Raw genomic sequence first — 24,534 nt, forward strand, 5'->3', positions numbered from 1 at the left:
TACGTCCAGTACGAGGGACCACGCCCGGCACGCCGAGAGAACGCACCTGACGCCGCGGAGCCCGCCCTCCGGGCGGACGACGGGAATTGTCAGACACGCCCTGGTCCGGCGGTGGTTCAGGCCTCCTCGCCCGCGCCGTCGCGCCGCAGGTCGGCGTCGGTCAGGCCCTCCAGCTCGCCGTGGGTGTCCAGCCAGTACAGCAGGGCGACCGCGGGGAAGACCAGCAGGACGGAGACGAGGGTGATCAGCCCCAGCCAGCGCAGCGTGGTGGGGGCGCCCGCGCCGTCGGCGACGGTCAGCGAGGTCGGGATCAGGTAGGGGCGCTGCGCCATGCCCCAGGCGACGACGGACGACGCGACCACGCCGACCGCCGCGACCCGGGACCACGCTCCGGAGGGACGGACCAGCAGCCCGGCGGTGGCGAGCGTGGCCAGCACCGCCACGACGACGAAGAACAGCCCCGCACCGTGGGTGAGCCCGTGCCACACATGGGGCGCGTCCCCGTGGGTGACGAACAGGGTGACGACGGCGAGCACGGCGACCGCGGCGAGGGCGCCCAGGGCCCGTCGGCGGAAGTAGCGGTCCAGGTCCGGCGCGGCGAAGCGCCGGGCGTCCGCGGCGAGGAAGACCGCGCCGAGCGTCGCCGTGGTCGCGACGGCCAGCAGACCGAACAGCAGGGAGGTGGGGTTGGCCCAGACGTCGGTGGACGCCGTCGTCGTGGCGGTCACCCGGCCCGAGGCCACCCCGCCGGCCGCGGCACCGAGGAAGAACGGCGTCAGCAGCGAGGAGACGGCGAACACCGCCCCGTACAGGCGACGGCCGGCCAGCCGTCGGGCGGGCTTGCGCAGCGCGAAGCCGGCGCCGCGCAGCACGATGCCCACGGCGGCCAGCGCCAGGGGCAGCCACATCGTGGTGAAGACCTGCTGGAAGAAGACGGGGAAGCCGGTCCACATGATCACCAGTACGAAGATCAGCCAGACGTTGTTGACCTCCCACACCGGCTCCATCGCGTGGTCGATCAGCCGTCGCGGACGCTTGCCGCGCTCCGCGCCGCCCGCCGTCAGGTCCCAGAAGCCGGCGCCGTAGTCGGTGCCTCCGCCGCAGGCGTAGGCGGCGATCGCGAGCAGCAGGACGGCGGCGATGACCCCCGCGATCACAGCCGGCTCCCGGTGGAGCGCGGCCCGTACGGCGTGTCCGTCTCCGGCGTCTCCCTCTCCGGTGTCTCGCGCGGCGGCCGCGGCCCGCCCTTCTCGTCTGCGAGCCGCCAGCGGGAGCGCATCTTCAGCAGCACCGCGAGAAACGATCCGAAGACGAAGACGTACACGACGACGATCAGCCCGAACATGATCCACAGGCTGGTCGAGCGGGTGGCCGTCACCGCCTCGGCGACCCGCATGTTCCGGTAGACGATCCAGGGCTGGCGGCCCACCTCGGTGGTGATCCAGCCGCACTCGACGGCGACGACGGAGGCCACGCCCGCGCACGCCGCGCCACGGAAGAACCAGGGGGAGACCGGCAGCCTGCGGCGCCGGAGCCACAGGACGCCGTACCACAGGGCGAGCAGGAGCAGCAGGGAGCCGATCCCGACCATGATGTCGAAGGTCCAGTGGACGATGGTGGCCTGGGTGGGCGTCGGCCGGTCGCTCGCGGGCACCGTCGTCAGTCCGGTGACCCGGGTGTCCGGGCGGAAGCCGGCCAGGACGGAGTCGAGCTGCGGGATCCTGATGCCGCCGGAGACCGTCCCGTCCGGGTGCAGCCGGCCGAACAGGTACTCCGGCACATGGGTGTCGGTCCTCCAGACGATCTCCATGGCCGCGAACTTCACCGGCTGCTTGTGGAACACCTGCCGGGCGATGGAGTCGCCGAGCATGAACTGCACCGGGGTGCACACCGCGGCGAGCGTGAAGGGGACCGTGAAACCGAGCCGGTGGTAGCGGTCCCGGCGGCCGCGCAGCCAGCCGACGGCGTAGACGCCGCCCACGACATAGCCCGCCGTGACGAACATCGCGAAGACGAAGTGCCAGTACTCCGGGCCGAACATCGGGGTGAAGATCGCCTTCCAGATCCGCACGTCCACCGGGTCGCCCGCGGAGTCCAGGGTGAAGCCCCGGGGGGTGTTCATCCACGAGTTGGCGGCCAGGATGCCGAAGGCGCCGAGCAGGGCCACCAGCGGCAGGGGCAGCGCGAGCAGGAAGTGGATCCGGGAGGGCAGCCTGCGCCAGCCGTAGAGGTAGACGGCGATGAGCACGGCCTCCAGGAAGAACGCCCAGGCCTCGACGCCGAAGCCGATCCCGAACACATCACCCCAACGGCCCATCATCCCCGGCCACAGCAGCCCGAACTCGAAGGACAGCACCGTGCCGGTCACCACGCCGATCGCGAACTGCACCGCCATGACGGCCGACCACCGTCGGGCCAGCAGCAGCGCGGTGGCATCGCCGCGGCGCAGGCCGTAGCCGTGCATGATGATCGTGATCAGCGGCAGCGCCACTCCCAGCGGCACCAGGATGATGTGGGAGGCCAGGGTGAAGGCCATCATCGACCTGGCCGGCAGCGTCTGCGCCGGCACGTCCGCCAGCAGCAGGAACGTGTGCATGTGTTGTCTCTCCCGGGCCGACGCGGGTGGGGATGAGGGTCAGCCGCCGGTGGCGAAGCCCGGGAAGAGCGTCATCCCGCCGTCGACGTACAAGGTGGTGCCCACGACGTAGTCCATGAGGTCGCAGGCGAGACCCACGGCCGCGTGGCCGATGTCCTCGGGATCGCCGATCCGGTCGTAGGGGATGAGCCGCAGCAGATCCCGCTGGGCCTCGGGCGTCTCCCAGGCGCTGCGGTTGATGGGGGTCCTGATGGCCCCGGGGGCGATCGCGTTCACCCGGATCTTCTTCGGGGCGAGCTCCTGGGCCAGGGTCTCCATCATCATCTGCACCCCGCCCTTGGAGGAGGCGTAGTTGACGTGCCCGGCCCAGGGGATGACCTGGTGCACCGAGCTCATGCAGATGATCTTCCCGGCCGCGCGCGACACCTCGGGCACGACGCCCCGCCGCAGGAACTCCTTCGTGGCCTCGCGGGCGCACAGGAACTGCCCGGTGAGATTGACGTCCAGGACCTTCTGCCACTGGGCGAGGGTCATCTCGGTGAAGGGCGCGTCCCGTTGGAGTCCCGCGTTGGCGACCAGGATGTCGATCGTGCCGAACTCCCGGACCATCCGGTCCATCATGGCGACGACCTGCTGCTCGTCGGAGACGTCCGCCTCGTAGGCGGCGGCCCGGACCCCGAGGCCGGTGATCTCCTCGACCACCTTCTCCGCCTCTTCGCCGCCGGCCACGTAGTTGACCACGACATCGGCCCCCGCCCGGCCCATCGCGACGGCCGTGGCCCGGCCGATACCGGAGTTCGCGCCGGTCACCAGCGCCTTCTGACCGTGCAGCAGGTGGGCGAGGTTCACGCCCCGGGGTGTCCCCTCGGTGGAACTCACGATGTCCTGCCCCTTCGCCGCGTGCCTGCGTCCACCGGGCCCGATGCCCGGAGATCCGCGCATCAGACAAACACCGGGGAGGGACGGGGGCACCTCGGGGCGGACCGCGTTGCGCTGCCCGGTGGAGGATCTTCGCCCGGTCGGCGTCCGGGCGACGGCGCCGCCCCGGCGCCCGGCCGCTCCGTGGCGCCGGGGCGCCGATGCGCGCTCAGCCCAGCCGCTCCAGCAGGTGGTCGCCCACCCGGAGGGCGTTCGCCATGGCCGTCAGCGACGGATTGACCGCGCCGATGCTCGGGAAGAAACCGGTGTCGACGACGTAGAGGTTGTCCAGGTCGTGGGCCTTGCAGTTGACGTCGAGGGCCGAGGACGCTGGATCGGTGCCGAACCGCACCGTGCCGGCCTGGTGCGCGGTGGCCCCGATCGGCATTCCCTTGTGCAGGTAGATGCTGTGGGACAGCAGCCGGTGCTCGTGCATGCCCAGCCGGCCGAGCATGTGCTGCAACTTGTGCCGCAGGCGCTTCAGCCCTTCTACGTTGTTGCCCTCGTCGAGGGTGAGCCGGATCCGGCCGTCGCCTTCCAGGGTCACCCGGTTGTCCGGCCGCGGCAGGTCCTCCCCGCACAGCCAGAAGTCGACCGCGTGATGGGCCAGGACCTCGAACGGCAGGTCCGGCGTGACCGCTCCGGCCCAGCGCGGGGCCTCGCCGTGGATCTGCTCGGCGTCCGACTTGCCGAGCATCTGGATCCCGCCGAGCGGGAACTCCCAGTCGTCCGCGCCCAGATACCAGTCGTGCAGGGCGAGGGTCTTCTGGAACCGGGTGTCGTTGGGCTCCTTCGAAACGGCCATCAGCGCGAGGTTGTTGTGGCGCATGTAGTGCCGGCCGACCACGTCGGAGCCGTTCGCCAGTCCGCGCGGATGCCGGTCGTTCGCCGAAGCCAGCAGCAGCGCGGCCGAGTTGACGGCCCCGCACGCCACGACCACGACGTCCGCCGAGAACCGGGCCGCCCGCTCGCCCGGCAGCTCGGCGACCACGCCGGTGACGCTGCGTCCGGTGGGGTCGGTCTCCAGCCGGGTCACCCGGGCGTCGGTGACCAGCTCCACGTTCGGGTGCGCCAGCGCCGGTTCCACACAGATGACCTGGGCGTCCGACTTGGCCCGGACCAGACAGGGGAAGCCGTCCACGCGGTCGCAGCGGATGCAGACGCTGGAGTGGGTGGCCCGGCCGTTCTCGTCCTGGGTGAGGTTCACCCCGATCGGCAGATGGAAGGGATGCAGCCCCTGCTTCTCCAGGTCCAGGCTCAACTGCGCGATCCGCGGCTCGTGTTCGACCGGGGGATAGGCGTACTGGGCGCTGCACGGCCCCTCCCCGGGGTCCTCGCCGTGCCGGCCGTGCACCAGGTAGAGGTGCTCCGCCTGGGTGTAGTACGGCTCCAGGTCGTCGTAACCGATGGGCCAGGCGGGGGAGACACCGTCATGGTGGCGGAGTTCGCCGAAGTCCTCGGGACGCAGCCGGAACAGCGCCGCGCCGTAGAACTTGGTGTTCCCGCCGACGTAGTAGTTCACCTCCGGCGGGAACTCGTCGCCGTGCCGGTCCAGCCAGAACTCCGGGGCCCGGTACTTGCCCTTCACGAACACGGCCGTGGAGTCCCAGTTGTCGCGCTCGCGCGGCAGGTAGCCGCCGCGTTCGAGGACGAGGATCCGTTTGCCCGAGGGGGCCAGCCGATGGGCCAGAGTGCCGCCGCCGGCACCGGTGCCGACGACGATCACGTCGTACGGGGGCAGGGCGTCCATGGCAACCACCGTCCTGGTCGGCGCGGTCCGCGGCAGGTGCGGGTCTCCCTCTTTCGAACGTACGCGCTGTACGGGAGTGCGGCACCCGGAGCCGCCTGCGCACCCGAACGGTCACAGCACGGCGATCGGGTTCACCGGGGAGCCGGTGGCCGCCGGGAGCCGCAGCGGGGCGACCACGCACAGGAAGTGCCCGCGTTCCTGCTGCGCGCACACCGCCGCCAGCTCCTCGAGGTCGAGCCAGTCCAGCAGATGCAGCCCCATGGCGTTGACGGCCAGCACGTGCACGGGAAACGCCACCCCGGCCACCGCGCCGGGCGCCGCGTCGCTGTTGCCGTCCGACCCCAGGACGGACACGCCCCGCTCGGCCAGGAAGTCCATCGCCGTCGGGTGCAGGCCCGCCCGGGCCCGGGTCACGTCCCAGGGGCCGAGGCTGCGGCGGCGCAGCCGGTGCCCCACGCGCACGAACAGCAGGTCACCCGGTCCGACCGTGGCGCGCTGCGCGGTCTCGGCCGCGACGAGGTCCTCGGCGGTCACCTGGTCGCCGGGTTCGAGCCAGGGCACCCCGCGCAGCCGCGGGACGTCCAGGAGGACACCCCGGCCGACGATGCCGTCCCGGACCAGATCGACGGTGAGCGCGCCCGCACCCTCCGGCGTCACGGTGCTCGCCGGGACGCCGCCGTACAGCTCGCCGTCGAAGATCACATGGCACAGCGCGTCGAGGTGGCTGTCGACGTCGTCGTGCACGTTCATGGCGAACCGGTCTCGGGCGAACACGAGCCCGGACGTGCCGCTCCCGTCGTGCGTGGGAGCCGTCATCCGGTGGGAGGCGGGCTCGGGGCAGTCCGGGGCGTCGTGCGTCTCGACGGTGGCGGCCAGCGACACGGTGCGGCCGCACCGGACCTGCGCGGCGGCCGCCACGACCCGCTCCGCCGTCAGCCGGTCCAGCGCGCCACGCCGTCCCTGCGTACCGTCCTGGGCCCGACCCCGCAACCGGCGGTAGAGGTCACGGAAGGCCGCCTCGGACAGCGGCGGCGGTGCCGCGGGGCGCGGTGGTACGGGCTGCCGGTCCGAGGCCATCGGGAACTCCTCCTCAGGAGGGCGGCGGCGCCCGGACGTCCGGGGCGGCTCCTGCCGCCACCGAACCACGCGCGGGCCCGGACCACACGCCGGGCACGGGCAGCTTGCGCCGACCGGCCGAACCTCCGGTGCGCCGGCTCAGTGGACGGACAGACCGCCGTCGACGAAGATCGACTGCCCGGTGACGTAGCCGGACGCGGGCCCGGCGAGGAACACCGCGGCACCGGCGAAGTCCTCGGCCAGACCGTTGCGTCCGACCATCGTGCGCGCGGCCAGCTCCGCCACCCGCTGCGGGTCGGACGACAGCCGTGCGTTGAGCGGGGTCATGACGAAGCCGGGCACCAGCGTGTTGGCGGTGACACCGTACGGCGACCAGGCCTCGGCCTGCGAGCGGGCCAGCGACTCCAGCGCGCCCTTGGAGACCCCGTAGGCGCCGCTCTGCACGAACGCCCGGTGCGCCTGCTGGGAGGTGACATGGATGATCCGCCCGAAACCCCGCTCGGCCATGCCGGGCCCGAACCGCTGGCCCAGCAGAAAGGGCGCCTCCAGGTTCACCGCCATCGTGGCGTCCCACACCTCCTCGCCCAGCTCGCCCATCGGCGGCCGCAGATTGATCCCGGCGCTGTTGACGAGAATGTCCGGCTCGCCGAAGACCGCGGCAGCCCGCTCCGCCGCCGCGCGCACTCCCTCGCGGGTGCCCAGGTCCCCGCCCACCCAGGCCGCCCGGCAGCCGTCCGAGGTCAACTCGTCGACCGCTGCGACCAGTTCCGACTCCCTGCGGGCCACGATCACCACACTCGCGCCGGCTCGGGCCAGCGCCCCGGCGATACCCCGGCCGATGCCGGAGCTGCCGCCCGTCACCACGGCTACCCGGCCGTCCAGCGAGAACAGATCGGAGAGATAGCGGTACGAAGTCATCTTCGTACCTTAGAGCTCCGAACAAAAGGGGGGCCCGGCGGGCGGCGCCCGGTGATCGGACCCCACTTTTGTTCGGAGCTCTTGGCCAGGGCCTGTGTCTTGTCGCAGGCGTCGCCGCCTGGTCTACTCCCCGGTGATCCGTCATGCGTGCGCCCCACCGGTCGCGCCCGCACACGGCACGGCACGAGATCGAGGGCGGGAACGGCGTGGAACCAGTGGCTGGGCAGGACGTACGAGGCACGCTGCCCGAGGGGCTCGGCGCAGCCGTCCGGGACACCGCCGAGGAGATCGCCGCACTGCTGCGCGGGTGCGCCGACACGGGGCTTCCCGTACCCGGGTCGGAGTGGAGCGTCGGGCAGGCGGCGGCGCACCTGGCGCAGGCCAACGAGCTGATGGCCGACATCGCCGCGGGACGCCCGCGCGACTACGGGGACGGCACACCGCAGAGCCTCGCCGCGGCCAACGAGCAGGCGCTCGCCGCCTTCGACGAGCGCCGGGCCGAGCCGCTGGCCGCGATGATCGTCGCGGCAGCCGACGCCTACCTCGAGGCGTGGGACGAGGGCACGGCGGCCGAGGGGACCCTCGTCAGCCCGCTGGGCCCGATGACCCCGCAGGTGCTGGGGTCGTACCTGCTCACCCACATGCTCGGCCACGGTTACGACCTCGCCCGCGCCCTGGGCCGTCCGCACATGATCGACAAGGCCCGGGTCGAGCTGACCCTGCCGTTCCTGATCACGGCCATGCCGCGGGTGACCGACCCCGCCCGCACGGCCGGGCTGACCGCCCGCTACGCGATCCGGCTGTGGAGCGGCGGCCGCTTCGGCGTGACCCTGTCCGACGGTGAGGTGTCCGTCGAGCCGGAGCTGCCGGCCCGCCCGGACTGCACCATCCACATCGAGCCGGTCACCTTCCTGCTGATGGCGCTCGGCCGACGCGAGCAGTGGGGCGCACTCGCCCGGGGGCGGATCCTGGTGTGGGGCCGCAAACCCTGGCTGGCACCCCGTTTTCCGACCCTTTTCAAGGCGCCCTGAGACCGGGTTCGAAGCCGCTCCGGGTTCAGGTACTCCGGCCGCCCCGAGACCGGGTCCAGCGGTGTCCCGTGGCTCGGCGACGGTCCTCTCCGCGGTGCGGGGACGGAGTCCCCCATATACCGAATCGGGTTCTTCCCCGGTTCGGCTGAACAACCTATGAGACTTCTGAGAACTTTGACCCTGCGGTCATGTTGGAAGACTCAAAACCGGTGATCACCTTGCGACCATCCGATCTCGCCCGCGAACACGGGCTCTCGGCCCAGGCGGTCCGCAACTACGAGCGGGAGGGGATCATCCCGCCCGCCCAGCGCACGCAGAGCGGACACCGGATCTACACCGAGCTGCACGTGGCGGCGCTGCGCGTCTATCTCTCCCTCGTTCCGGGATACGGCTGCTCGGCCGGCGGCCAGATCATGAACGCACTCCACGACGACGAGCTCGACGGTGCCCTGGCGCTCATCGACCGCGGGCACGGCCAGTTGCTGCGCGACCGCGACACCCTCGACGCCGTCAGGAGGGCGGTGGACCACCTCACGGCGGAGTCCGGCGCCGGCCCCCGGCACCCGTCGGACCCCGTCCCCCGGACCATCGGCGCACTGGCGCGCCGGCTCGGTGTCACCCCGGCCGCCCTGCGGAACTGGGAGGACGTCGGCATCCTCACCCCGGCACGCGACCCGGCCAGCGGATACCGCGTCTTCCGGCCGAGCGACATCCGCGACGCCGAACTCGCCCATCTCCTGCGGCGCGGGGGATACCCGCTGGACCACATATCCACCGTGGTCCGGCAGATCCGCACGGCCGACGGCGGCGACTCCCTGTCCAGCGCCCTGGACGACTGGCACCTCCGGCTGCGGGCGCGCGGCCTGGCCATGCTCGACGCGGCCACTCATCTCAGCCACTATCTGAGCCTGTTGAGGACGGGCCTGGACACGGCGCTCGCCGCGCCGGGCACCGCTCGGAACACGGGCTGACCCGGGGCGCCGGCGCGTTCGGGACCTGTGGTCCGTCGCCCACCCGGTGCACGTGCCACGGGGGTTGCGGCTCCGAGGCGGCCGACAGGGGCCACGGCCCGGCGCGTTGTCCGTAGAGCGACAGCGGACGCCCTGCACGGGACCGACCCTGACGACCCGTCCGCGCCCGCTCACCCCACCCGGTCCGGCCGGAACGGCCGGGTTCCCCGCGCCCCGGGCCGAGGCTGTCGCCCGCACCCGCCGGAGCCGTCGCCCGCTCCGGGCCGGGGCTGTCGTGGTACTTCCCGCGGCGTACCCGTCCTGATATGGATAACGAACTAGTTCGTACATTACTCGCGTGGAGTCGCCGTGACCCAGTACTCCTACCTCGTCGGACTCGTCGGACTCGTCGGACTCGTCGGACTCGTCGGACTCGTCGGACTCGTCGGACTCGTCGGACTCGTCGGTCTCGTCGGCACCGGCATAGGCCACTCGCTCAGCCCCCAGCTCCACGAGTCCGAAGCCGACCGGCACGGTGTGCGCTACCTCTATCGGCTGCTCGACACCAGTTCCAAGCCGACCGACGGGCACGACCTGCACGAACTGCTTCGCGCCTGCCGGGACTGCGGCTTCTCCGGGCTGAACGTCACCCACCCCTTCAAGCAGCTCGTCATGCCCCATCTCGACGAGCTGGCTCCGACGGCCGTACGCGTCGGCGCCGTCAACACCGTCGTCTTCACCCCGGACCGGCGGGCGGTCGGCCACAACACCGACCTCGCCGGGTTCTCCGAGGCCTTCGCCCGCGGACTTCCCGACGCGCGCCTCGACCGGGTGGTGCTGCTCGGCGCGGGAGGCGCCGGCGCGGCGGTCGCACACGCCCTGCTCGACCGGGGAGCGAGGCACCTCCATGTCGTGGACCCGCTGCGGGACCGTGCCGTCGCCCTGGCCGGGGCGCTCAACGAGCACAGCGGTCAGGAGCGGGCCCGGGCCGTCCCGGCCGAGGCGCTGGAAGCGGTGATGGGCGAAGCGGACGGGCTCGTCAACGCCTCGCCCGTCGGCTCCGTCCATCACCCCCGGCTGCCGCTCGCGGCCCGGCTGCTGCATCCGCGGCTGTGGCTGGCCGACCTGAACTACCGCCCCCTGCGCACCCCTCTGCTGAGGGCCGGCGGCGCACGGGGCTCCCGGGTGCTGCACGGCGGCGGCATGCTGGTGCACCAAGCGGCCCACGCGTTCCGCCTCGTCACCGGCCTGCCCGCGCACACCGCGCACATGCTGGCCGACTTCGCCGACCTGACGGCGGACCCGCACGCCCACGCCTGACGCGTCGCCCGGAGCCGTTCGGGACCAAGAGGCCGAGTAGGTCGAGTCGCCGCGAAATACCCCCCAGGGAAGTAAACGGTCATTGGGCGCGAGTGGGCGCGAGTCGGCTTTCCGGGGGCATTCGCCTTATCGCGTGGCACTGTTGACCCGCGCCGAGCTTCGAGCGCGGGGATTGATCCGGCCAGACAAGGACAAACACCTCCACCGGTCCGCGTATCGATTCGACGAACCGGGGTGAGCGGGTGGGGGACGGGTGAAAAGCGTGTGTTTAACTTGTAAACACATCGCACAGGTGGGGCGCACGGATCGTCCGGCGCCAAGGCCCTGACTCCCCGTCAGGTCCCTGGCGCGACGCAGTGCGCACCCGGCCTGACCGACCCACGACGCGGCCGGCGACGACCGCCGACCGCCCCGGTCAGGTGCCGCCGCGCGTGCTGGTGTCCCGGCCGTGCCGATCGCAGTGACCGGGCAGCGGTCCCGGGCCCGTCGCGGCTCCGGGACGCCGGGCGGAGCGGTCGCACGGCAGCACTGTGCCGACGCACCCGCCGTCCGGCTCACCGCAACCCTGTGCCACCACGCAGTTGAAGGAACACCTCATGACCGCAGACGTCTCCAATTTCTACTACGGCGCCGTGACACCCATCGCGGCGTACGTCATGGCCTGTATGGGGGCCGCGCTCGGACTGCGATGTACGACACGCTCGCTCGGGCGCTCGGACCGCAAGGCCAACTGGCTGCTGCTGGGCTCCGTGGCGATCGGCTGCGGCATCTGGACGATGCACTTCATCGCCATGATCGGCTTCAGCGTCGGCGGCGCGCTGGTCAGCTACGACTCCGGACTCACCCTCCTCAGCCTCGCCGTCGCGATCGCCGTGGTGGCCGTAGGCGTCTTCCTCGTCGGGTATCGCGGTGCGTCGCGTTCCAACCTCGCGGTCGCGGGAGGCGTCACCGGCGTCGGCGTGGCGGCGATGCACTACCTCGGCATGGCGGCCATGGACGCCCACGGCACCATCCACTACGACGCGCTGCCCGTCGTGCTGTCCGTCGTCATCGCCGTCGTCGCCGCGACGGCGGCCCTCTGGGCGGCCGTCTCCATCCAGGGACTCTGGTCCAGCCTGGGTGCGAGCCTGGTGATGGGAGTCGCCGTCACCGGTATGCACTACACCGGCATGGCCGCGGTCTCCGTCCACGTCGACGGCGTCATCGACTCCTCCCAGTCGTCCACGAGCCTGCTCGGGTTCCTCCTGCTCATGCTGGTCGGCCCCTTCATCGTCCTGCTGGTCGCGGCGGTGATCGTGATGTTCGACCCCGAAATGATGGCCGCCACCGAGGAGCAGCCGACCTATGTGTCGGCGCCCGCGTACGAGGTGCCGCAGGCCTTCGAGGTGTCCCAGTGGCAGCCGCGGCAGCCGTCGCAGCCGCAGGCGTACGAGGTGCCCGGCTCGCAGCCGCCGGCGACCGAGGTGCCGCAGCCGCACTACGCGAACCACGCGGACTCCGCCGCCCCGGCCGCGGGCGACGGTCGCCCCGAGGGGTCGTACGCGTCCTGGTGACCCTCCTCCTGAGGCATCACGAGAGGCCGACCACGCCCGTGGCCGGCCTCTTCTGACGTCTCAGGCCTGGACCTCCGCGACCGGTCGCGGAGGTCCAGGCCTGTCGTACGCCGGTCCGGTGGTCAGTGGGGGCGCCCGGTCGGCCCGCCGGTCCGGTCGAGCTCGTCGGCGAAGGCGCGCAGCGCGTCGGCCAGTTCCCGCTTCGTGGGGAGCTGGTCCACCTTCCGGTCGAGCTCGGTGATGCGTCGCTCGAGTTCGGTCAGGTCGCCCGGTGTGGAGGGTTCGCCCGAGGTGGAGGGCTCGGGGTAGGCCGTGGGGTCGTCCGAATACGTGGAGGACGGCGACGCACCGCCCCCTGTGCTGCCCGAGCCGTCGGACGTGCCGCCGTCGGACGTGCCGCCGCTGATGTCCTCGCTGCTGCCGTCACTCGTGTTGTCGGTGCCACCGTTGGCGGTGGTCGATCCGGCACTGCCGCCGACGGTGTCCTCGACGGGGTCGACCGGGCTCGACACGGAGGGGACCGGACCGGAGCCGTCGTCCGAGCCTGCGGCGAGGGCGACGCCGACGCTGAGGGCGACCAGGGCGGTCGCCCCGGCCACGGCGGCCAGAAAGCGTCTGAGCGGGGCGGAACGGAGCCCGCCGGACGGGTGATGAGGGGTCTGAGGGTCCTGAGGGTGCTGACGATCCTGAGGGTTCTGAGTCTCAGCCATGGGGTGACGTTAACCAAAAGTAATCACCGGACGGAGTACTTCCGTCGACGCCACCCCGAAGCGGGCCGGGTGGGCGGGACCGACGGTACTTGCCGGGTCGCGAGATGAAGAAGTGATAAATGTTTCCCGGCGGCCCGCTCCGGGCACCACGGAGAGGCGGAGGCGCCAGGACCGCTCTGCCGAGGTGAGGACCGTGACCGACACGGAAGCCAGGACCGCCCGCGGGGAACCGGACCCGCTCACTCCGCAGACGATCCTCTGGGACATCGCCGGTGACCGCCGTCTGCTGCTCTCGCTGCCCGCGGGCTTCGTCCTCCAGGTCGCACACCCGGCGGTCGGCGCGGGCGTCGACGAGCACTCCGTGTTCCGCACCGACCCCTGGGGGCGCCTCGACCGGTCCCTGGAGTCGCTCCAGCTGTGGATCTACGGCGGTGAGCGCGCCGCCGAAGAGGGGCGCCGGCTGCGCCGGTTGCACCGCACCGTCAACGGCACCGACACCCGGGGCCGCCCCTACCACGCACTCGCGCCCGCCTGCTACGCCTGGGTCCACGCCACCGCGTACCCCGTCTTCCTGCGCGCGGCCCGGTACCTCGCGCGGCCCCTGACTCCCGCCGAGAGCATCCGTCTCTACGACGAACTCCGGCAGCTCGGACGCATCCTCGGCATCAAGGACCGCGACATGCCGGAGGGTCCCGAGGAGTACTGGACGTACTTCGACGCGATGGTCCGCGACGAACTGGAGATGACGCCGGTGGCGCGGGAGCTCCTCGACCCGCGCCGCCCCGTCCCGGCACCCCCGGGCGCGTCCGCCCCCGTACGACTGCTGTGGCCGGTGCTCCATCCGCCGCTGACCCGGCTGCGCGTCTTCGTCACCGTCGGCCTGCTGCCGCCCGTGGCGCGTGACCGGCTCGGCCTGGTGTGGACGCCCCGGGACGAACGCCTGTTGCGCGGGTTCGGCGCGGTCGTGCGCACCGTCTTCCCGCTGCTGCCCGAGCGTGTCCGCTACCTGCCTCTCGGCTATGCGGCACGCCGCGCGGCGCGCCCCGACCGCCCGCACCGGAGGCGCCGTCGGTGACACCGGACGGTGACGGGCGGTGAACCCGAAGAAAGGAACGGACATGAAGATCGCGGTTCTCGGCGGTACGGGTCTGATCGGCTCACGGGTGGTCGCCCGGCTGAAGGCACAGGACCACGAGGCGACGGCGCTCTCCCTGTCCACGGGGGTGGACGTCCTCAGCGGCGAAGGGCTGGCCGCCGCGCTCGCGGAGGCCGAGGTGGTCGTCAACCTGACGAACTCGCCCACCTTCGACGAGGCCTCGCCCGAGTTCTTCCGTACGTCGATGGGCAACCTGCTGGAGGTGAGTCGCGCGGCCGGCGTCGGACACGTGGTGGTGCTGTCCATCGTGGGCGCGGACGAGGTGCCCGAGCTGGACTACTACCGGGCGAAGGTCCTTCAGGAGGATCTGCTCAAGGCCGGCGGTCTGCCGTACTCCGTCGTACGGGCCACCCAGTTCATGGAGTTCGTCGACGCCGTGCTGTCCTGGACCACGGACGGCGACACCGTCCGGCTGCCCAGCACCCCGCTCCAGCCCATCGCCGCCGACGATGTCGCCGCCGCGGTGGCCGACGTCGCCATGGGCGAGCCGCTCGACGGCACCCTGAACGTCGCGGGCCCCGAGGTCTTCCCCCTCGACGAGCTGGGGAGCCTCACCCTCGCGGCCGAGGGCGGAGCGGGCCACGTCGTCACCGACGAGACCGCCGGGATGTTCTCCGTCCCCAAGGGCGATGTCCTGACCGCGCCGGAGGGCTCCCGCATCGCTCCCACGCACTACCGGGACTGGATGGCCTCCCGGGCGGACCGGGCACCGCGAGGCTGAACGAACTTCCCCGGTCCCGTTCTCCACCTTCTGTACCTTTCCGTCACCAGTGCCCGTCCTGTCTGAGCGTGTTCCGCTCTGCCCTGGCGAATTCCGATTGCGGCTTATCTCGAAGGGGTGTTGCCGCCTGTCGCCCGGTAAGTTCCAGCCAGGCGGGGATTTTGGACACCTTTGAACATCCGTTACTGTTCACCTCCCGAACATGAGCCGCACGCTTCGTACGCGTGAGCTAGGTTTAGCGTCCAGCATCGGGCAAACGCGGATGCTCGGGGCAGGTGGGGGCCTGGTGCGGCCGAGGCGCGCTCGGAATTGTCCGCACATCCACGACAATTCCGGTGGGGGTTGGGGTACGTGAACATGTGGCGGAAAGACGCCGTATCCGGAGAGGCCGTCGATGCGTCCGGGCTCGGAGCCGAGCCCGTCGACCGGGGCGGGGCCGACGGCCGGAGCGGCACGGCCGAAACCTGGATGTTCCGGCCCCAGGCCTCGATTCCGGCCCAGCCCCAGGCACCGGTCCAGGAATCGGACGAATCGCTCCACGACCCGCACGAACTCACCGTGCAGATGGCCGCCGTCGGTTGGCCGCCCACCGGGAACTCCTTCGTGAGCGGCCGTCCCGACGACCTCGACAGCACCGGCAGTCCCGTCTTCGTCGACGAGTCGGGCCGCCGCAGCCGCGTACTGCGCAGACTGGGCATGGCCATCGGCGTGTCCTGTGCCGTCTACTCGGTCGTCATCGTCGCCACCCTGCTCTCCGGCAGTTCGAGCGCGCCCTGGCTGCCCGTGCCCGCCCAGGACGACGACGCGCCCGTGAGCCAGGTCGACCCCTCGTCGGAGCCGTCGCAGTCCACGCAGCCCTCGGACCCGGCCGACGCCACGCCGAGCGCCGACGCCTCACAGGACACCGCCACGCGACCGTCCTCGGTCGACGGCGTCGTGACACCCGGCCCCACCTCGGACCCGAGCAGGTCGACGGCGGCCACGCTCCCCGAGCCGTCCGTGCGCACGACGCACGGCACCACCGGCTCCGCGGCGACCACGGCCCCCGCCACCTCGTCGCGTCCCACCGCCGCCACGCCCACCGTGAGCGCGTCGGGCACCGGTGCGGGCAACCCGTCGCCGACCGCCGCGGACCTCCTCGGACTCGGCGCGCTCACCGGCGGCGCGAACCCGGCGACGCCCGCCTCCTGACACCTCCGCGCGCCCCGTCAATCCTCTGTCCCTGGAGCACCACTTCCGATGCCATCCCCTGACCGCCGTGGCGGGGCCGCGGCCCGCGCCGATTCCCGGCGCCGCGTGCCGCTGCGCCTGCTGCTGCCCGTGCTCGTCCTGGTCGCCATGATGGCGATGCTGATGCTGCGCGGCTACGTGCACAGCGAGATCCTGGCCGATCACCGGATCCAGCCCGAGGCCGCGTCCGACCGGGTTCCCGAGCAGATCCTGGACGGCGGGCCGGTGATCGACACCCGCAGCGGCCGCACCGCGAGCCTGCGCGTGCCCGACCACCGTCTGGTCCTGACCTTCGACGACGGCCCCGACCCGAAGTGGACGCCGAAGGTCCTGGACGTGCTCAAGAAGCACCACGCGCACGCCGTCTTCTTCGTCACGGGCACCATGGCCTCCCGCTACCCGGACCTCGTCCGGCGCATGGTCGACGAGGGGCACGAGGTCGGTCTGCACACCTTCAACCACCCCGACCTCTCCTACCAGTCCACGAGCCGCATCGACTGGGAGCTGTCGCAGAACCAGCTCGCGCTCGCGGGCGCGGCGGGCATCCGTACGTCCCTCTTCCGGCCGCCGTACTCGTCGTTCGCCGACGCCATGGACGACAAGTCCTGGCCGGTCACCGAGTACATCGGCTCGCGCGGCTACCTCACCGTCGTCAACGACACCGACAGCGAGGACTGGAAGAAGCCCGGCGTCGACGAGATCATCCGGCGCGCCACACCCAAGGGCGGCAAGGGCGCGATCGTCCTGATGCACGACTCCGGCGGCGACCGCCACCAGACCGTGCAGGCCCTCGACCGGTTCCTGCCGCAACTCCAGAGCCAGGGCTACAAGTTCGAGAACCTCACGGACGCCCTCGGTGCGCCGAGCGCCCACACGCCCGTCACCGGGGTCGACCTGTGGAAGGGCAAGACCTGGACCTTCCTGGTGTGGGCCGCCGACGGGATCACCGACGTGCTGGTGGTCGGCCTCGCGGTGATCGGCGTCCTGGTCATCAGCCGGTTCGTGCTCATGCTGCTGCTGTCGGCCCTGCACGTGCGCAAGGTGCGCCGCCGTGACTTCCGCTGGGGTCCGCGGCCGATCACCGAACCGGTGTCGGTCCTGGTCCCCGCGTACAACGAGGCCAAGTGCATCGAGAACACGGTCCGTTCGCTGATGGCGAGCGAGCACCCCATCGAGGTGCTCGTCATCGACGACGGCTCCTCCGACGGCACCGCCCGGATCGTGGAGGCGATGGGGCTGCCGAACGTGCGGGTGATCCGTCAGCTCAACGCGGGCAAGCCGGCCGCCCTCAACCGCGGTGTGGCGAACGCCCGGTACGACCTGATCGTGATGATGGACGGCGACACCGTCTTCGAACCGGCCACCGTCCGCGAACTGGTCCAGCCCTTCGCCGACCCCAAGGTGGGCGCGGTCGCGGGCAACGCCAAGGTCGGCAACCGGAATTCGCTGATCGGTGCCTGGCAGCACATCGAGTACGTGATGGGCTTCAACCTCGACCGCCGCATGTACGACGTCCTGCGCTGCATGCCCACCATCCCCGGCGCGGTCGGCGCGTTCCGCCGCTCCGCGCTCGAACGCGTCGGCGGCATGAGCGAGGACACGCTCGCCGAGGACACCGACATCACCATGGCCATCCACCGCGACGGCTGGAAGGTCGTCTACACGGAGAAGGCCCGCGCCTGGACCGAGGCCCCGGAGTCGGTCCAGCAGCTGTGGTCCCAGCGCTACCGGTGGTCGTACGGCACCATGCAGGCGATCTGGAAGCACCGCAGGGCCGTCGTCGAACGCGGCCCGTCCGGCCGCTTCGGCCGCGTCGGCCTGCCCTTCGTCTCCCTGTTCATGGTGCTGGCCCCGCTGCTGGCCCCGCTCATCGACGTCTTCCTGCTGTACGGGGTGGTCTTCGGCCCCACCCAGAAGACGATCGTGGCCTGGCTGGGAGTCCTCGCCATCCAGGTGGTGTGCGCGGCCTACGCCTTCCGGCTCGACCGCGAGTCGATGGTGCACCTCATCTCCCTGCCCCTGCAGCAGGTCCTCTACCGGCAGATCATGTACGTCGTCCTGCTCCAGTCCTGGATCACGGCCCTGACCGGCGGCCGGCTGCGCTGGCAGAAACTGCGCCGCACCGGCGTCGTGGAAGCGCCCGGCGGCCCGGTACCGCGCCAACGGACCGGCGACGGCGGCGATCGGAGGCCCGTGGCATGAATCAGGGACCCATCCCCGGGGCCGAGACCGGACCCGAGCGGACACCGGCCTTCGGCGTCCCCCGGCAGCGGACGGCCGGCCCCCTGCCGGAGGCCGCCGTCGTGGCGCCGGCACCGCAGCCCGCCGCGGCCGGGTCCGGCAGACCGGGACGCGACCGCTATCTCGACCTGCTGCGCTCGATCGCCCTGGTCCGCGTGGTCGTCTACCACCTGTTCGGCTGGGCCTGGCTGACCGTGCTGTTCCCCTCGATGGGGGTGATGTTCGCGCTGGCGGGCTCGCTGATGGCGCGTTCGCTGAAGCGTCCGGCGGCAGGTGTCATCCGCAGCCGGATCCGACGGCTGCTGCCCCCGCTGTGGGCGTTCGGCGCGGTCGTGCTGACGCTGATGTTCGCGGCCGGCTGGAACCCGGTGAAGGACCCGGACCTCGGCGGGACCTGGGGCGTCGTCGAACTGTTCGACTACGTCGTCCCGTTCGGGGCACCCCCCTTCCCCTGGCATCTCGGCTCCCCGTCCGGACTGCTGGAGGACACCTGGGCGGTCCAGGCCGCGGAGGTGCTCTGGTACCTGCGGGCCTACCTGTGGTTCGTGCTGGCCTCGCCGCTGCTGCTGTGGGCGTTCCGCAGGGCGCCCTGGCCGACGCTGCTCGCCCCGCTCGCCCTGACCGCGGTGGTGGGCACCGGGGTGGTGGACATACCCGGCGAGACCGGCAACGCGATCACCGACTTCACCGTCTACGGCGGCTGCTGGGTGCTGGGCTTCGCCCACCACGACGGACTCCTCAGGCGGCTCCCGCGCCTTCTGACGATCGCCTGCTCGTCGGTGCTCGTGGCCTTCGGCCTGTGGTGGGCGTCGGGCCACCAGGGGCCCGACGGCTGGGACCTCAACGACATCCCGCTGGCCCAGGCGACCGTGTCGTTCGGGTTCGTGGTGATCCTGCTCCAGTACTCCCCGTCCTGGCAGCAACTGCCCCGGCCGCTGGCCCGCTTCGACGGGCTGATCACCCTGTCCAACAACCGGGCGGTCACGATCTACCTGTGGCACAACGTGCTGATCCTGGCCACCGTCCCGCTCGTCGATCTGGCCTACGACCTCCCCTTCATGGCGGGGGATCGCGCCTCGGCGTTCCTCGACTCGACGTACAACCTCTGGATGTTCGTCCTGGTCTGGCCCCTGATCGGGCTGATGATCCTGGCGGCCGGCTGGATCGAGGACATCGCGGCGAAGCGGAAGCCGCGGCTGTGGCCGAACGGGCGGCAGCCGAGAGCGGGGCACGCGGCCCGCGGCTGAACCGGGCCCTCCGGGTCGGGGCGACCCGGAGGGCACCACAGGCGGTGTGCCCGACGGCGGCTCAGATCCGGAAGAGCGACCCCACGAACTCGGTCAGCAACCGCTCCTTGAGCCGCCCCGGCAGCGCGTCCAGCAACGCCAGCACCGGGGCCATCCGGGTCGGCAGCCCGGCCCCCTCGCCGAGACCCGCGAAGGCCAGCACCCCGGCCACCTCCTCGGGCGTCAGGGCGTCCGGGTCCAGCTCGGCCGCGAGCCGCACCAGGCCCGGATCGACGGCCAGCGCTCCGGCGCCGCGGGCCGCCTTCAACGCCGGTCCCAGATCGGCCAGCAGCGCCTCCACCCGGTCGCCGGTCGCCGGAGTCAGCGTCAGATGCAGGTTCGGCGGCAGACCGTCGTAGGAGAGCTGCGGCTGGAGGTACCAGCCGCGTTCGCGCATCTCGTCGGCCAGATGCAGGACGAGGGACAGGTCCGGCGCGCCGTCGGCGTCCGTGACGGTGAACGCGACCAGGCTGCCCGACGGCTCGCCCAGGACCCGGATGCCCTCCACGGCCCGCAGTCCCGGTACGAGCCGGTCGGCCGCGTCGGCCACCCGGCGGGCCAGCGCGGTGTACCCGTCGTCGCCGATGTGCCGCAGCACCGCCCACGCCTGCGCCAGGAGCCCCGCGGACTTCGTTCCCTGCATCGTCGGGTTCACCACCGGGTAGCCGGGCCAGCCGGCGTGCGCGAAGTACTGGTGGCGGCGCAGCTCGCCGTCCCGGTACAGGACCACCGAGGCGCCCTTGTCGGCGTACCCGTACTTGTGCAGATCGACCGAGAGCGACGTCACGCCCGGGACCGAGAGGTCGAACGGCGGCACGGTACGGCCGGTGCGGCGCAGGAAGGGCAGGAACCAGCCGCCGATGCAGGCGTCCACATGGCACAGCACCCCGTGCCGGTCGGCCGCCGCCGCGATCTCCGCCACCGGATCCATCACCCCGTGCGCGTACGACGGCGCCGACGCCACCACCAGGACGGTGCGGTCGGTCAGCGCGGCCTCGACGGCCCCGGCGTCGGCACGGAAGCTCTCCGGGCGGACCGGCACCACCACGGTCTCCACCCCGAGGTAGTGGGCGGCCTTGTGGAACGCCGCGTGCGCGGTGGAGGGGACCACCAACCGGGGACGGGTGACGCCGCGCGTCGCGCGGGCGTGGTCCCGCGCGGTCTTCACCGCCAGCAGGATGGACTCGGTGCCGCCGCTGGTGAAGGTGCCCTGCGCGCCCGGGACGCCGAGGAGCGCGGACACCGCCCCCACGACCTCGTTCTCCAGTCGGCCCACGCTCGGGAACACGGTCGGGTCCAGGCCGTTGACGGTGGCGAAGGCCCCGTAGGCGGCGCCGGCCAGTTCGTCCAGACCCGGCAGATCCGCGTCGTACACGTAGGCGAAGGTGTGGCCGCCCCGGGTCGGGGCGTCACCGGCCCGCAGCTCCCGCAGTTCGGCCAGCAGCGCCTGCGCGGACCGGCCGTCCGGCAGCGCGGCGGAGGAGGGGGCGGGTTCAGCGGACACGGCGGGTCCCTTTCTGGGCAGTGGCGTTCGGTGTGGGGTCGGTGGGGTCGGTGGAGACAGTGGGGTCGATGGGCGTGACGGGCGGGTCGCCCGGAGCCGGGGCGGAGGCCGCGGCCGACCGTCGTGCGTACCCGGCCAGCAGGGCGCAGGCGGCGAGCGAGAGCAGCGCGGGCAGCAGACTCATCCCGGCGTTGATGCCGGTGAGGGCCGCGGCCGGCTGGGCCACCTCCTCGGACGCCTCCGAGGAGCGGAAGCCGGTGAGCGCCAGCACCGCGGCGAACACCCCGCTGCCCAGGGCCAGGGCCAGCGTCTCCGCCGCGGTCCACAGGCCGGTGAAGGTGGCGACCCGGCGCCGCCCGGTCCGTGCCGTGTCCGCGGCGAGGGTGTCCGCGAGCATGGTCAGCGGCAGCAGCTGGAGTCCCGTGTAGGCCACCCCGACCAGCGCCACGGCCACGTACCCGACGACGGGGGAGGTGTAGCGGGTCAGGAACACCAGCGCGGCCGCCCCGGTGAACAGCAGCGAGGCACACCACTGCGCGAAGACCGTGCCACGCGCCCGCGCGAGGCGGTTCCACAGCGGCATCATCAGCACCAGCGGGCCGATCATGCAGGCGAACAGCGGGGTGACGGCCTCCGGCGAGCCGACGACGTAGGTGGCGAAGTACTGCACCCCCGCCAGCATCACGCCCACCGCCAGCGCCTGCACCGTCCACATCGCGACCAGTGCGGTGAAGACCGGGTTGTCACGGGCGACCGCCAACTGGGCGCGCAGGGACGGCTCCGCCTCGCTGCGCGCCACCGTGGGAGCGCGCCGGACCGCGCGCCAGGCGCCCAGCATGCCCGCGGCCAGCAGGACCGCGACGACCACGCCCATGGTCCGGTAGCTGCCGGGGGTGTCGCCGTCGGCGTGGGCGATCGCGGGGGCCAGCGCGCCGGAGAGCAGTATGGCCACGCCGAGGAAGCCCACCCGCCAGGCCAGGACCCGGCCGCGCTCGGCCGGGTCCTCGGTCATCTCGGCCGGCAGGGTCACGTACGGCACCTGGAACACCGCGTACGCGGTCGCCGCGAGCAGGAACAGCACGGCCACATAGCCGGCGGCCCCGGTGCCGCGCAGCGGGGGCGCGGCGAAGAGCAGCGCGAACAGCGGCGGCAGGGTGAGCGCGCCGGCCAGCAGGAACGGCCGGCGCGAACCGCCCTGGAGCCTGCTGCGGTCGGCCGCCGCGCCGACCAGGGGGTTGATCAGCACGTCCCAGGCCTTGGGCAGGAACACGGCCGCCCCGGCCAGTGCCGCGGGGACCGCGAGGACGTCCGTCAGGTAGTACAGCAGGATCAGACCCGGCACGGTGCCGAAGGTGCCGGTCGCCAGGGACCCGAGCCCGTAACCGATCCGCACCGAGCGCGGCAACGGTGGCCCTGCGGCCGGGGTCGCGGGGCCGGAGTCCGGTGGGGACGGTTCCCCCGGGGTGGCCGCGGGAGGGCCGGCGGGTCTCGACTCGTGCATGGTCGTCCTGAGCGGTGAGGGGGCGATGTGCGTGCGGTCGTACGGCCGTGCGGACCGCGAGGGCCGCGGTGGCGCCCGGGGCGGTCCGCGCCCGGGCGGGGCGGCTCCGCGGGGCTGCTCGGGGGGAGACGATCCGCCTCGAGGAGTTCGGAACGACCTGCCGGGAAGGCGCGCCGTGAGGCGGACGGCCGGCCCCGGGGAGGAGGGGGAGCGGCCCGGCCGTCAGGACCTCAGGGCCGTGCGGGCCGGCTGCCGCCGGTACATCGCCGTGGAACCCCGGGCCGGGCACGGCGGGCATACGCCCTCGTCATTCGTGCCGCGTCCTTTCGTCCACTGCTGCGCACGCGGCGAGCATGGATCAGCCGCACCCTCCCTGGCAAGGCCTGTTCACCACACGGTTCGCGCGACTTCTGGCACCATCGACGGGTTCCGTGCAGGCAGGACAGGCCCCCTCGTCGAGGAGGCCGCCGTCGCGCCGGACCTCCCTCCGCGCCGGGACGGCGTGGCGGGCATCGCGGCGGTGCAGGAGAAGCGGCCACCGCGGCGATGGGCGCCCCGGCGACGCGTCGCCGGGGCGCTACGCCGTTTCCGGACCCCGGGGCACGGCCGACTCCCGGTTGAGCTCGGCGGTGAACTGGGCGCCCGCGAGCAGCGCGAGGTTGGACATCCACAGCCAGATCAGGAACACCACGACGCCCGCGAGGGAACCGTAGAGGCGGCTGTAGGCGCTCATGGCGGAGGCGTAGACGGCGAAGCCCGCCGAGGCGGTGAGCCACAGACCGGCCGCCAGCATGCCGCCCGGCAGGCTGTGACCGCGCCGACGGGCCGATACGGGCCCGGTGTGGAAGACGACGACCACCAGGAGCGCCACCAGACACAGCAGCAGCGGCCAGCGCAGCAGGCCCCAGGCCCACGCGGCCATCACGTCGAGACCGAGGAAGCGGCCCGCGGCCTCGGCGACCGGTCCGGTCAGCACCAGCACCAGTGCGCTGACGACGAGCAGTGCGAGCAGCAGCAGCGCGGTGAGCACGGTGCGGTGGGCCCTGCGCCAGGGGGATCGACGGTCGGCCGTCCCGTGCATCCGGTGCAGGGCGCGGCGGAAGACGGCGAGATAGCTGGAGGCGGACCACAGCGCGCTCACGGCGCCGGCGCACAGCAGCGTCCAGGCCGCCGAGTCGTCCTGCAGCGTCCGGGCCAGCACATCGTGCAGTTCGGCGCCCGACTGACCGGGTGCGTAGGCCGCGACGTGGGCGATGAACGCCTTGGCCGTGCCGGGGCTGATCAGGCTGAACGCGACGACGGTGACCAGCAGGGCGGGCAGCACCGCGAGGATGGAGTAGTAGGTGAGGGCGGCGGCGTGGTCGGAGACGTCGTCGCGCCACATCGACACCGGTGTCCGGCGCAGGGCGGGCCACCAGTCGGGGGACACCCGGAGGATCCGGGCGGCCCGGCGGGCCGGGGTGCCCGGGCGGGGGCCGCGGTCGACCGGGACGGACCGGGACCGGGCGGAGACGCGGTTCACGGTGGTGACGCGGGCGGAGAGCGGGGCGCCGACGGCCGCCGTCCGTGACCGCCCGGCCCGTCGTGGGGCGGGGGTGTCCTCGTGGGGCGGTGCGGTCGGCCTCGTCATGGCAGGTCCTTTCTCCACGCCGGTGAACCGCTCTCGTGCCGATGGACCCGCTTCGGCTGTGTATGTGTCGCGTCTATGCGTCACGTCTATGTGTCGCGCTTACCCGGAATTTCTCCGTTCAGGCGGCGACAGGGGAATCCGTCCGGCGAAAGGACGAATGCCGCCGGTGCCGCCGGTGTCATCAACGACGGGGGAATGACCGAGTGACGGTCCGTGCGGCAAGAGGGGCACGCGCATCGCGTGGTGCGGGTGGAACGCGAAGGGAAAGCCACCGGTCACGGCGCTGGGACGGCGTGGCGCGGCGGGCCGGCCCGGGTGACGGCCCGGGCCGGGTGAGGCGGTCGGGGGAGACGGCCGGGAAAACTCCCGAGGATCCTGTCCGTCCCTCCGGGCGAATCCCGGGCGAGCCGCGCGCGAGGGGATTTCCGCGTTCTCGGCCGGG

General features: G+C 72.4%; 19 protein-coding genes. 9 read left to right on the plus strand and 10 right to left on the minus strand.

The genetic code is table 11. From position 1 onward, the window contains the following. Positions 1-116 precede the first annotated feature (116 nt). The 6 genes from ACWC24_RS12620 to ACWC24_RS12645 all read right to left on the minus strand — a co-directional run bounded on the left by ACWC24_RS12620 (position 117) and on the right by ACWC24_RS12645 (position 7,259). The gene (locus ACWC24_RS12620; RefSeq protein ID WP_450662786.1) at positions 117-1,157 is read right to left on the minus strand and encodes a cytochrome d ubiquinol oxidase subunit II; all 1,041 of its coding nucleotides are present in this window, start codon (positions 1,155-1,157) and stop codon (positions 117-119) included. Continuing rightward, the gene (locus ACWC24_RS12625; RefSeq protein WP_450662787.1) at positions 1,154-2,596 is read right to left on the minus strand and encodes a cytochrome ubiquinol oxidase subunit I; all 1,443 of its coding nucleotides are present in this window, start codon (positions 2,594-2,596) and stop codon (positions 1,154-1,156) included. The genes ACWC24_RS12620 and ACWC24_RS12625 overlap by 4 nt, the downstream gene beginning before the upstream one ends. A 39-nt stretch (positions 2,597-2,635) precedes the next feature. Further along, entirely contained in the window at positions 2,636-3,430 is a 795-nt protein-coding gene (locus ACWC24_RS12630; RefSeq protein ID WP_450662942.1) for an SDR family oxidoreductase, read from the minus strand. A gap of 253 nt (positions 3,431-3,683) precedes the next feature. Continuing rightward, positions 3,684-5,264 carry a GMC oxidoreductase gene (locus tag ACWC24_RS12635; protein WP_450662788.1) on the minus strand — a complete coding sequence of 527 codons (1,581 nt, stop codon included), beginning with the start codon at positions 5,262-5,264 and terminating at the stop codon, positions 3,684-3,686. A gap of 111 nt (positions 5,265-5,375) precedes the next feature. Then, entirely contained in the window at positions 5,376-6,341 is a 966-nt protein-coding gene (locus ACWC24_RS12640; RefSeq protein ID WP_450662789.1) for a cyclase family protein, read from the minus strand. Between the two features lie 138 nt (positions 6,342-6,479). Beyond that, complete coding sequence (locus ACWC24_RS12645; protein WP_450662790.1) at positions 6,480-7,259, minus strand: SDR family NAD(P)-dependent oxidoreductase; 780 nt, start codon at positions 7,257-7,259, stop codon at positions 6,480-6,482. Between the two features lie 206 nt (positions 7,260-7,465). Here ACWC24_RS12645 and ACWC24_RS12650 point away from each other — a divergent pair, with 206 nt between their 5' ends. The 4 genes from ACWC24_RS12650 to ACWC24_RS12665 all read left to right on the plus strand — a co-directional run bounded on the left by ACWC24_RS12650 (position 7,466) and on the right by ACWC24_RS12665 (position 12,113). Continuing rightward, positions 7,466-8,290 (plus strand): maleylpyruvate isomerase family mycothiol-dependent enzyme, encoded by an 825-nt coding sequence (locus tag ACWC24_RS12650; protein WP_450662943.1) that lies wholly within the window; start codon positions 7,466-7,468, stop codon positions 8,288-8,290. Positions 8,291-8,478: 188 nt separating this feature from the next. Further along, positions 8,479-9,261, plus strand: a complete 783-nt coding sequence (locus tag ACWC24_RS12655; RefSeq protein ID WP_450662791.1) for a TioE family transcriptional regulator — start codon at positions 8,479-8,481, stop codon at positions 9,259-9,261. Between the two features lie 348 nt (positions 9,262-9,609). After that, on the plus strand, positions 9,610-10,560 hold the full coding sequence (locus tag ACWC24_RS12660; RefSeq protein ID WP_450662792.1) for a shikimate dehydrogenase: 951 nt from the start codon (positions 9,610-9,612) through the stop codon (positions 10,558-10,560). 596 nt (positions 10,561-11,156) lie between these two features. After that, positions 11,157-12,113, plus strand: a complete 957-nt coding sequence (locus ACWC24_RS12665) for an MHYT domain-containing protein (protein ID WP_450662793.1) — start codon at positions 11,157-11,159, stop codon at positions 12,111-12,113. Positions 12,114-12,235: 122 nt separating this feature from the next. Here ACWC24_RS12665 and ACWC24_RS12670 read toward each other — a convergent pair whose 3' ends face one another. Further along, positions 12,236-12,823 carry a hypothetical protein gene (locus ACWC24_RS12670; protein WP_450662794.1) on the minus strand — a complete coding sequence of 196 codons (588 nt, stop codon included), beginning with the start codon at positions 12,821-12,823 and terminating at the stop codon, positions 12,236-12,238. Positions 12,824-13,016: 193 nt separating this feature from the next. Between ACWC24_RS12670 and ACWC24_RS12675 the strand changes: the two genes are divergently transcribed. The 5 genes from ACWC24_RS12675 (at position 13,017) to ACWC24_RS12695 (ending at position 19,418) form a co-directional block, all read left to right on the plus strand. Then, a complete protein-coding gene (locus ACWC24_RS12675; protein WP_450662795.1) occupies positions 13,017-13,898 on the plus strand; it encodes an oxygenase MpaB family protein in 882 nt (293 codons plus the stop codon). 43 nt (positions 13,899-13,941) lie between these two features. Further along, positions 13,942-14,700, plus strand: coding sequence for an SDR family oxidoreductase (locus ACWC24_RS12680; protein WP_450662796.1), 759 nt, complete (start codon positions 13,942-13,944; stop codon positions 14,698-14,700). A gap of 357 nt (positions 14,701-15,057) precedes the next feature. Next, complete coding sequence (locus ACWC24_RS12685; protein WP_450662797.1) at positions 15,058-15,891, plus strand: hypothetical protein; 834 nt, start codon at positions 15,058-15,060, stop codon at positions 15,889-15,891. A gap of 48 nt (positions 15,892-15,939) precedes the next feature. Further along, a complete protein-coding gene (locus ACWC24_RS12690; protein WP_450662798.1) occupies positions 15,940-18,132 on the plus strand; it encodes a glycosyltransferase in 2,193 nt (730 codons plus the stop codon). Further along, entirely contained in the window at positions 18,129-19,418 is a 1,290-nt protein-coding gene (locus ACWC24_RS12695) for an acyltransferase family protein (protein ID WP_450662799.1), read from the plus strand. Before ACWC24_RS12690 ends, ACWC24_RS12695 begins: the two co-directional genes overlap by 4 nt. Before the next feature lie 61 nt (positions 19,419-19,479). On the opposite strand, the gene ACWC24_RS12700 is transcribed toward ACWC24_RS12695, so the two are convergent. From ACWC24_RS12700 to ACWC24_RS12710, 3 genes are all read right to left on the minus strand, one after another. Beyond that, entirely contained in the window at positions 19,480-20,961 is a 1,482-nt protein-coding gene (locus ACWC24_RS12700; RefSeq protein WP_450662800.1) for a pyridoxal phosphate-dependent decarboxylase family protein, read from the minus strand. Further along, positions 20,951-22,462: an MFS transporter gene (locus ACWC24_RS12705; RefSeq protein ID WP_450662801.1), complete on the minus strand. Its 1,512-nt coding sequence runs from the start codon at positions 22,460-22,462 to the stop codon at positions 20,951-20,953. The genes ACWC24_RS12700 and ACWC24_RS12705 overlap by 11 nt, the downstream gene beginning before the upstream one ends. A 577-nt stretch (positions 22,463-23,039) precedes the next feature. After that, positions 23,040-23,846 (minus strand): YihY/virulence factor BrkB family protein, encoded by an 807-nt coding sequence (locus ACWC24_RS12710; protein WP_450662944.1) that lies wholly within the window; start codon positions 23,844-23,846, stop codon positions 23,040-23,042. Positions 23,847-24,534 lie beyond the last annotated feature (688 nt).

The sequence above is a fragment of the Streptomyces sp. NPDC001443 genome (genome assembly GCF_053597355.1).